Source organism: Streptomyces plumbidurans (assembly GCF_019857225.1).
Taxonomy (GTDB): domain Bacteria; phylum Actinomycetota; class Actinomycetes; order Streptomycetales; family Streptomycetaceae; genus Streptomyces; species Streptomyces plumbidurans.
Genome location: NZ_JAFJSY010000014.1, coordinates 200,443 through 209,793, shown reverse-complemented (window position 1 = coordinate 209,793; position 9,351 = coordinate 200,443). Strand labels below are relative to the sequence as shown.

Below are 9,351 nucleotides of genomic sequence, written 5' to 3'. Positions count from 1 at the left end.
GTGTTGATGGCGGTCTTCAGCTCCAGGATCTCGCCGCGCGCGTCCACGTCGATCTTCTTGGACAGGTCGCCGTTGGCGACGGCCGTGGTCACCTGGGCGATGTTGCGGACCTGCGACGTCAGGTTGTCCGCCATGTAGTTGACGTTGTCGGTCAGGTCCCGCCACACCCCGGAGACGCCCAGCACCTGCGCCCTTCCGCCCAGCCGGCCGTCGGTGCCGACCTCGCGGGCGACGCGGGTCACCTCGTCGGCGAACGCGCGCAGCTGCTGCACCATCGTGTTGACGGTGTCCTTCAGTTCGAGGATCTCGCCGCGGGCGTCGACCGTGATCTTCTTCGACAGGTCGCCGTTGGCGACGGCGGTCGTCACCTGGGCGATGTTGCGGACCTGCGACGTCAGGTTCAGCGCCATGAAGTTGACGTTGTCGGTGAGGTCCTTCCAGACGCCGGAGACGCCGCGCACCTGCGCCTGGCCGCCGAGGTTTCCCTCGGTGCCGACCTCGCGGGCGACGCGGGTGACCTCGTCGGCGAAGGCGGAGAGCTGGTCCACCATCGTGTTGATCGTCGACTTCAGCTCCAGGATCTCGCCCTGCGCGTCGACGGTGATCTTCTGGCTCAGGTCGCCGTTGGCGACGGCGGTCGACACCTGCGCGATGTTGCGGACCTGCGACGTCAGGTTGTCCGCCATGAAGTTGACGTTGTCGGTGAGGTCCTTCCAGACGCCGGAGACGCCCCGCACCTGGGCCCGGCCGCCGAGGTTTCCCTCGGTGCCGACCTCGCGGGCGACGCGGGTGACCTCGTCGGCGAAGGCGGAGAGCTGGTCGACCATGGTGTTGATGGTGGACTTCAGCTCCAGGATCTCGCCCTTCGCCTCCACCGTGATCTTCTTGCCGAGGTCGCCCTGGGCCACGGCGGTCGACACCAGCGCGATGTTGCGGACCTGCGACGTCAGGTTGTCCGCCATGAAGTTGACGTTGTCGGTGAGGTCCTTCCAGACGCCGGAGACGCCCCGCACCTGGGCCCGGCCGCCGAGGTTTCCCTCGGTGCCGACCTCGCGGGCGACGCGGGTGACCTCGTCGGCGAAGGCGGAGAGCTGGTCCACCATCGTGTTGATCGTCGACTTCAGCTCCAGGATCTCGCCCTGGGCGTCGACGGTGATCTTCTGGCTCAGGTCGCCGTTGGCGACGGCGGTGGTCACCTGGGCGATGTTGCGGACCTGCGACGTCAGGTTCGACGCCATGAAGTTGACGTTGTCGGTGAGGTCCTTCCAGACGCCCGACACACCCCGCACCTGGGCCCGCCCGCCCAGCTGCCCCTCGGTGCCGACCTCGCGGGCGACGCGGGTGACCTCGTCGGCGAAGGCGGAGAGCTGGTCCACCATCGTGTTCACGGTCAGCTTCAGTTCGAGCAGCTCACCGGTCGCCTCGACGGTGACCGTACGGGTCAGGTCGCCGCGCGCCACCGCCGTCGTCACCAGGGCGATGTCCCGCACCTGGGCGGTCAGCCGGGACGCCATCGTGTTGACGGCCTCGGTGACGGCCCGCCAACTGCCGGAAAGACCGGTCACCTTGGCGCGTCCGCCGAGCCGCCCCTCCGTGCCCACCTCCCGCGCGACCCGGGTCACCTCGCCGGTGAACAGCGACAGCTGGTCGACCATCTTGTTCACGGCCCTGCCCAGCCGCCGCAGATCGCCCCTCAACTGGCGGCTGCCGTCGTGCAGATCGACCCGCTGGGTCAGATCGCCGCCCGCCACCGCGTCCAGCACCCGGGTCGCATTGGCCGCCGGGGCCACCAGGGCGTCCAGGATCTGGTTCACATCATTGACCCGGGACGTCCAGGCGCCCTGCCCCGGGCTGGCCGAGACCCGCTCGTCGAGCCGCCCGTGCCGCACCAACTCCCGCTTCACACGCCGCACTTCCCCGTTGAAGTGCACACTGCGGTCCACGATCTGATTGAAGGCCGCCGTCAGCTCGGCCACGATCCCGTGCCCTGTCTCGGGCACCTTCGTGAAGTCGCCGTCCCGAGCCGCCTTCATCGCGGCGAGCAGCGTGCGCAGCTCCGATGCTCGGATTTCTTCCACATTTTGTCCGTCTTCGAGCGCGCGTGTAGCACTGTTCTCACTCATGGCTGCCCACTTCGGTAACTCGACGCTTATGGGCGTGGCCAGTCTGTCACTCTGTCGGCATCGACTGAGGCGTATTCGTACGAACCGCTCGGGGAGCTGTCCATGGGGGCCATTCCGACGCAACGGGATACCGCTTCCTGTGCCTGCGGGGCGCCTGCGCACCCGCAGACGACCGCGCACGGGAGCGCCAACTCCCGTGCGCAGACCCGCACCACGCTCTCCGGCAGCTCCCTCGCACCCGGCTCCGCCCGCGCTCTGGTACGGGCCACGGTCGCCGACTGGATCGACGCCCGCCTCCCCGGCACCGAGCACCTCACCGACCGCGTCGCCGACGACGCCGTACTCGTCGTCAGCGAACTCGTCACCAACGCCGTCGTGCACGCGGGCACCGACGTCGACGTGGAGTGCCGACTGGAGGAGCCGGCCGGCGAACTGGTCGTGGAGGTCTCCGACCACCACCCCTCCCGCGCGCCCCACGACTCCCGCGCCGAAGGGTCCTGCGAGACACCGGAGCACGGCCGCGGACTGCGCCTGGTCGCCACGCTCGCCGAGTCCTGGGGCGTCACCTTCGGCAGAGGCACCAAGACGGTCTGGGCGCGGCTGTCCGCCGAACGGCACAGGACAGGGAGCGACCAGGACTCGTACGGCGGCCGGCTCGCCCTGGAGCGCGGGCTGCGTGCCGCGGAGATCCTCGCCCCCGACCCGCAGCGCGCCGAGCGCGACCGGGACTGGCTGCAGCGCGGTGCGCTGTCCTTCCTCGCCGAGGCCTCCGACCTGCTCGCCGGACAGCTCGACGAGAACCTGGTCGCCGCGCTCGCCGGACAACTGATCGTGCCGCGGCTCGCCGACTGGTGCGCGGTGTGGCTGGAGGACGAGGCCATGGGCCGCGGCTGGGCCGACGGCACCGCGGGCGCCGGGCCCCGGCTCGCCCGCGTCTGGCACGGCAGCGAGAACCGCATCGAGGAGTTGCGCCGGGCGCTGGACAAGGACCCGCCGCACCCCTCCGACCCGTTACGCTCCGGGCCCGTGCCGCACCCCTGGCCGGGCGAGGCGCTCGGCGTGCGCGACGAGCACGGCACCGCGCTCGCCTACCGGCTGATCGCGGGCGGCCGCCCGCTCGGCACTCTCGTCATCGGGCGGGCCGGACTGCTGCGCTTCCCCGACGAGGTCACCGGGCTGATCGAGGACCTCAGCCGCCGGGTGGCGCTCGCCATCGGCGCGGCCCGCCAGTACGCCCGCCAGGCCACCATCAGCCAGGTCCTGCAGCGCGGCCTGCTGCCCGCCGCCGTCGCCGAGATCCCCGGCGTGCGCAGCGCCCTCGTCTACGAGCCGTGCGACAAGGGCGGCCCCAGCGGCGACTTCTACGACCTCTTCCCGGCCGGCGACGGCCGCTGGTGCTTCGCCGTCGGCGACGTCCAGGGCAAGGGCCCCGAGGCCGCCGTGGTGATCGGCCTCGCGCGCCCCTGGCTGCGCCTCCTCGCACGTGAGGGCTACCGCGTCGCCGACGTACTGGACCGCCTCAACCGCCTCCTCCTCGACGACGCCACCGAGGCCGCGGACGCAGCCGCCCGGGCCCTGGTACGGCCGCCCACCCCCGGCGACGGCCCGCAGACCCGCTTCCTCTCCCTCCTCTACGGCGAGCTGGCCCCCTTCGACGGCGGCGTCCGCTGCACCCTCGCCTCCGCGGGCCATCCGCTCCCGCTGCTGCTCGGCCCCGACGGCGCCGTCCGCACGGCAGCGCGCCCGCAGACCCTGCTCGGGGTGATCGAGGACGAGACGTACACCAGCGAGACCTTCGAGCTGGGCTCCGGCGACACCCTGCTGTGCGTCACGGACGGGGTGACCGAGCGCCGCTCCGGCTCCCGCATGTTCGACGACGCCGACGGGCTCGCGGAGGTCCTCGCCGGGTGTGCGGGCCTGAGCGCCGAGCTGATCGCGGAGCGCATCCGCAGGCTGGTGCACGAGTTCGGCGGAAGACCCCCGGAGGACGACCTGGCGCTGCTGGTGCTGCAGGCGGAATAGGGCTCCGCCCGCGTGCTGGACAATGGAGGGCATGCCTTCCGCACTCCCCGACGGCGAGCCGGTCCCCGCCGACGGCGCCCTGCCCGCGTCCGCGCTCACCGCCGCCGCCGACCGCCCCCTCGGCTTCTATCTGCACGTCCCGTACTGCGCGACCCGCTGCGGCTACTGCGACTTCAACACCTACACCGCCACCGAGCTGCGCGGCACGGGCGGCGTCCTCGCCTCCCGCGACAACTACGCCGACACCCTGACCGACGAGATCCGCCTGGCCCGCAAGGTCCTGGGCGACGACCCGCGCCCGGTCCGCACGGTCTTCGTGGGCGGCGGCACCCCCACGCTGCTGGCCGCGGACGATCTCGTACGGATGCTGGGCGCCATCCGCGACGAGTTCGGCCTCGCACCGGACGCGGAGGTCACGACGGAGGCGAACCCGGAGTCGGTCGACCCCGCGTATCTGGCGGCCCTGCGCGAGGGCGGCTTCAACCGCGTCTCCTTCGGCATGCAGAGCGCCAAGCAGCACGTACTGAAGATCCTGGACCGCACGCACACCCCGGGCCGCCCGGAGGCGTGCGTGGCGGAGGCTCGCGCGGCGGGCTTCGAGCACGTCAACCTGGACCTGATCTACGGCACCCCGGGGGAGTCGGACGACGACTGGCGGGCCTCGCTGGACGCGGCGATCGGCGCCGGGCCCGACCATGTGTCGGCCTACGCCCTGATCGTCGAGGAGGGCACCCAACTCGCCCGCCGCATCCGCCGGGGCGAGATCCCGATGACGGACGACGACGAGCACGCGGACCGCTACCTGATCGCGGACGGGATCATGTCTGCGGCCGGCTTCGACTGGTACGAGGTCTCCAACTGGGCCACCTCCGAGGCCGCCCGCTGCCTGCACAACGAGCTGTACTGGCGCGGCGCCGACTGGTGGGGCGCGGGCCCCGGCGCCCACTCCCACATCGGCGGCGTGCGCTGGTGGAACGTCAAGCACCCGGGCGCCTACGCGGCGGCACTCGCGCAGGGCCGCTCGCCCGGCGCAGGCCGCGAACTGCTCTCCGACGAGGACCGCCGAGTGGAGCGCATCCTGCTGGAGCTACGCCTGCGCGAGGGCGTACCGCTGATGCTGCTGCGGGAGCCGGGGCTGGCGGCGTCGCGGCGAGCGCTGGGGGAGGGGCTCCTGGAGAGCGGTCCGTACGAGGACGGGCGGGCAGTGCTGACGCTGCGGGGGCGGTTGCTGGCGGACGCGGTGGTGCGGGATCTGGTGGACTGATCACTCCGGCGGGTGCTCGATCCACGCCCTCACCCAGGAGATCATCAGGCCTCACCGGTACCTGTGACGAAGTCGATCAGTTCCTCCACCCGTCCCAGCAGCTCCGGCTCAAGATCCTTGTAGGACCCCACCCGCTTCAGGATCGCCTGCCACACCGCCCCCGTGTTCTCCGAAGGCCACCCCAGCGCCCGGCACACCCCCGTCTTCCAGTCCTGCCCGTGCGGGACGCGCGGCCAGGCGGCGATGCCGAGGTACGACGGCTTCACCGCCTCCCAGATGTCGATGTACGGGTGCCCGACCACGAGTGCGTGCTCGCTCGTCACCGACTCCGCGATCCGCCACTCCTTCGAACCCGGCACCAGGTGATCCACCAGCACCCCCAGCCGCGCGTCCGGCCCCGGCGCGAACTCCGCCACGATCGACGGCAGGTCGTCCACACCGCCCAGGTACTCCACGACCACGCCCTCGACACGCAGGTCGTCGCCCCACACCTTCTCGACCAGTTCGGCGTCGTGCCTGCCCTCCACGTAGATGCGCCCGGCGCGAGCCACGCGCGCCCGCGCGCCCGGGACGGCCACCGAGCCGGAAGCCGTACGGGAGGGACGTACAGGAGCGGACGACGACGGTCGTACGAGCGTCACCACCCGGCCCTCCAACAGGAACCCCCGCGGCTCCAGCGGGAACACCCGGTGCTTGCCGAAGCGGTCCTCCAGGGTCACCGTGCCCGCCTCGCAGCGGATCACCGCCCCGCAGAAACCGGTGCCGGGCTCCTCCACCACCAGACCGGGCTCGGCCGCGACCTCCGGGGCGGGCTGGGACTTCTTCCACGGCGGGGTCAGATCGGCGGAGTACTGGCGCATTCGCACGACGATAGGAGAAGCGGCCCGGCGGCGGTCACGACACGCCGAAACGGGCAGCCAGCTCGTCCCGCTGAGCCCGTACGAAACGGGCATCCACCACCGCTCCGTGACCGGGCACGTACAACGCGTCGTCCCCGCCCAGGCCCAGCAGCCGGTCCAGGGCGGCGGGCCAGTGCGACGGTACGGCGTCGGGGCCCGCCTGCGGCTCGCCGGACTCCTCGACCAGGTCGCCGCAGAAGACCACCTCGGGCGAGCCCGGCACCAGCACCACCAGGTCGTGGCCGGTGTGCCCCGGCCCCACGTTCGCCAGCAGGACCTGCCGCCCGCCGCCCAGGTCGAGCGTCCACTCGCCGGAGACCAGATGCCGGGGCGCGACCAGGGCGTCCACCGCCTCCTGCGCCGCACACGCCGCCAATCCATTGCCCACCGCGTCCGCCCGCAGCTCCTCGCGCGCGTGCCGGGCGCCGAACACCGCGTCCAGGCCCACCGCGCCGTAGACCTCCGCGCCCGCGAACGCCGCCGCCCCGAAGACATGGTCGAAGTGGGGATGCGTGAGCGCGAGATGAGTCACACGGTGACCGGCCAGCTCCTGCGCCTCGGTGCGCAACCGCGCGCCCTCCGCGAGGCTCGACCCCGCGTCGATCACCAGCGCGGTGTCCTCGCCCACGACCAGCCCGGCCGTGCAGTCCCACCCGGGAAGCCGCCGGCGACCCACCGAGGCCGACACCCGCTCCCACCCGAGGTCTTCCCAAGTCACCGTCATACCGCGACGCTAGCGGTACGAGCCGCTCCGGCAGGGACTGCCTTGCCCGGGGCGTACCCCACCGCCGTACACTGGGCCGGGGAACTCTGGCACTCGGCTGGACAGAGTGCCAGGCCAGGTGCCTGGGGGACGACTTCTGGAGGTGTGTGCGCGAGATGCTGAGTGAACGACGGCTCCAAGTGCTGCGCGCCATCGTCCAGGACTATGTCGGCACCGAGGAGCCGGTGGGCTCCAAGGCCCTGACCGAGCGGCACAGCCTCGGCGTCTCCCCGGCCACCGTGCGCAACGACATGGCGGCCCTGGAGGACGAGGGCTTCATCGCCCAGCCGCACACCAGCGCCGGGCGCATCCCGACCGACAAGGGCTACCGGCTCTTCGTCGACAAGCTCGCCGGCGTCAAGCCGATGTCCGCGCCCGAGCGGCGCGCCATCCAGAACTTCCTCGACGGCGCCGTCGACCTCGACGACGTCGTGGCCCGCACCGTGCGGCTGCTCGCGCAGCTCACCCGGCAGGTCGCGGTCGTGCAGTACCCCTCGCTGACCCGCTCGACGGTGCGGCACGTGGAGCTGCTCTCGCTCGCCCCGGCGCGCGTGATGCTCGTACTGATCACCGACACCGGGCGGGTCGAGCAGCGCATGGTGGACTGCCCGGCGCCGTTCGGCGAGGCCTCGCTCGCCGACCTGCGGGCGCGGCTCAACAGCCGGGTCGCGGGCCGCCGGTTCGCGGACGTGCCCCGGCTGGTCGAGGACCTGCCCGAGGCCTTCGACGTCGACGACCGGGGCACCGTATCGACGGTCCTGTCCACCCTCCTCGAAACCCTCGTCGAGGAGAACGAGGAGCGGCTGATGATCGGCGGCACCGCCAATCTGACCCGCTTCGGACATGACTTCCCCCTCACCATCCGCCCGGTGCTCGAGGCCCTGGAGGAGCAGGTCGTACTCCTCAAGTTGCTTGGTGAGGCGGGGGATTCGGGCATGACGGTGCGCATCGGGCACGAGAACGCCTATGAGGGACTCAACTCCACTTCTGTGGTGTCGGTGGGCTACGGTTCGGGCGGCGAGGCAGTCGCCAAGCTCGGCGTGGTCGGACCGACCCGCATGGACTACCCGGGAACGATGGGAGCGGTACGCGCAGTGGCACGGTACGTCGGACAGATCCTGGCGGAGTCGTAAGTGGCCACCGACTATTACGCCGTACTCGGCGTGCGCCGCGACGCGTCGCAGGAAGAGATCAAGAAGGCCTTCCGGCGGCTCGCACGCGAGCTGCATCCGGACGTCAACCCGGATCCGAAGACCCAGGAGCGGTTCAAGGAGATCAACGCCGCCTACGAGGTGCTCTCCGACCCGCAGAAGAAGCAGGTCTACGACCTCGGCGGCGACCCGCTCTCGCAGTCGGGCGGCGGTGGCGCGGGCGGCTTCGGGGCCGGCGGCTTCGGGAACTTCTCGGACATCATGGACGCGTTCTTCGGCACGGCGTCGCAGCGCGGTCCGCGCTCGCGCACCCGCCGCGGCCAGGACGCCATGATCCGGCTGGAGATCGAGCTCGACGAGGCCGCCTTCGGCACGACCAAGGACATTCAGGTCGACACGGCGATCGTCTGCTCCACCTGCAACGGCGAGGGCGCGGCGCCCGGCACCACCGCCCAGACCTGCGACATGTGCCGCGGCCGCGGTGAGGTCTCGCAGGTCACCCGGTCCTTCCTGGGCCAGGTCATGACCTCGCGGCCGTGCCCGCAGTGCCAGGGCTTCGGCACCGTGGTGCCCAGCCCCTGCCCGGAGTGCGCGGGCGACGGCCGGGTCCGCTCCCGCCGCACCCTCACGGTCAAGATCCCGGCCGGTGTGGACAACGGCACCCGGATCCAGCTCGCGGGCGAGGGCGAGGTCGGCCCCGGCGGCGGCCCCGCCGGCGACCTCTACGTCGAGATCCACGAGCTGCCGCACTCCACCTTCCAGCGGCGCGGCGACGACCTGCACTGCACGGTCACCATCCCGATGACCGCGGCGTCGCTCGGCACCAAGGTCCCGCTGGAGACGCTGGACGGCATGGAGGAGGTCGACATCCGGCCCGGCACCCAGTCCGGCCAGTCGATCCCGCTGCACAGCCGGGGCGTCACGCATCTGCGCGGCGGCGGCCGGGGCGACCTCATCGTCCACGTCGAGGTCCAGACCCCGACCAAGCTCGACCCCGAGCAGGAACGCCTCCTGCGCGAACTGTCGAAGCTCCGCGGCGAGGAGCGCCCGCAGGGGCAGTTCCAGCCCGGACAGCAGGGGCTGTTCTCGCGGCTGAAGGACGCGTTCAACGGGCGGACGTAGCCGGGTT

At 71.9% G+C, this 9,351-nt stretch carries 7 protein-coding genes; 4 read left to right on the top strand and 3 right to left on the bottom strand.

The features are described from left to right. A partial coding sequence (locus tag JYK17_RS12935; protein ID WP_443742965.1) for a HAMP domain-containing protein occupies window positions 1–2,033 on the bottom strand: 2,033 nt, incomplete at its 3' end. A 192-nt stretch (window positions 2,034–2,225) separates the two neighbouring features. Here JYK17_RS12935 and JYK17_RS12930 point away from each other — a divergent pair. Together JYK17_RS12930 and hemW are read left to right on the top strand one after the other, a co-directional pair. Next, window positions 2,226–4,145: an ATP-binding SpoIIE family protein phosphatase gene (locus tag JYK17_RS12930; RefSeq protein ID WP_108007584.1), complete on the top strand. Its 1,920-nt coding sequence runs from the start codon at window positions 2,226–2,228 to the stop codon at window positions 4,143–4,145. 31 nt (window positions 4,146–4,176) lie between these two features. After that, window positions 4,177–5,409, top strand: coding sequence for a radical SAM family heme chaperone HemW (gene hemW / locus JYK17_RS12925; RefSeq protein ID WP_108007585.1), 1,233 nt, complete (start codon window positions 4,177–4,179; stop codon window positions 5,407–5,409). A 44-nt stretch (window positions 5,410–5,453) separates the two neighbouring features. Here the strand turns inward: hemW and JYK17_RS12920 are convergent, their stop codons facing one another. Beyond that, window positions 5,454–6,269 carry a DUF3097 domain-containing protein gene (locus JYK17_RS12920; RefSeq protein WP_222810405.1) on the bottom strand — a complete coding sequence of 272 codons (816 nt, stop codon included), beginning with the start codon at window positions 6,267–6,269 and terminating at the stop codon, window positions 5,454–5,456. Window positions 6,270–6,303: 34 nt separating this feature from the next. Next, window positions 6,304–7,032, bottom strand: a complete 729-nt coding sequence (locus JYK17_RS12915; RefSeq protein ID WP_108007587.1) for an MBL fold metallo-hydrolase — start codon at window positions 7,030–7,032, stop codon at window positions 6,304–6,306. A gap of 155 nt (window positions 7,033–7,187) precedes the next feature. Between JYK17_RS12915 and hrcA the strand changes: the two genes are divergently transcribed. Together hrcA and dnaJ are read left to right on the top strand one after the other, a co-directional pair. Further along, the gene (hrcA, locus tag JYK17_RS12910) at window positions 7,188–8,204 is read left to right on the top strand and encodes a heat-inducible transcriptional repressor HrcA (RefSeq protein WP_128802967.1); all 1,017 of its coding nucleotides are present in this window, start codon (window positions 7,188–7,190) and stop codon (window positions 8,202–8,204) included. Beyond that, window positions 8,205–9,344, top strand: a complete 1,140-nt coding sequence (dnaJ, locus tag JYK17_RS12905) for a molecular chaperone DnaJ (protein WP_108007588.1) — start codon at window positions 8,205–8,207, stop codon at window positions 9,342–9,344. It abuts the gene before it with no gap. Window positions 9,345–9,351 lie beyond the last annotated feature (7 nt).

Bases quoted from the DNA above. Each gene is read 5' to 3' on its own strand.
- JYK17_RS12930 (WP_108007584.1), top strand. From the start codon at position 2,226: ATGGGGGCCATTCCGACGCAACGGGATACCGCTTCCTGTGCCTGCGGG.
- hemW (WP_108007585.1), top strand. From the start codon at position 4,177: ATGCCTTCCGCACTCCCCGACGGCGAGCCGGTCCCCGCCGACGGCGCC.
- JYK17_RS12920 (WP_222810405.1), bottom strand. From the start codon at position 6,269: ATGCGCCAGTACTCCGCCGATCTGACCCCGCCGTGGAAGAAGTCCCAG.
- JYK17_RS12915 (WP_108007587.1), bottom strand. From the start codon at position 7,032: ATGACGGTGACTTGGGAAGACCTCGGGTGGGAGCGGGTGTCGGCCTCG.
- hrcA (WP_128802967.1), top strand. From the start codon at position 7,188: ATGCTGAGTGAACGACGGCTCCAAGTGCTGCGCGCCATCGTCCAGGAC.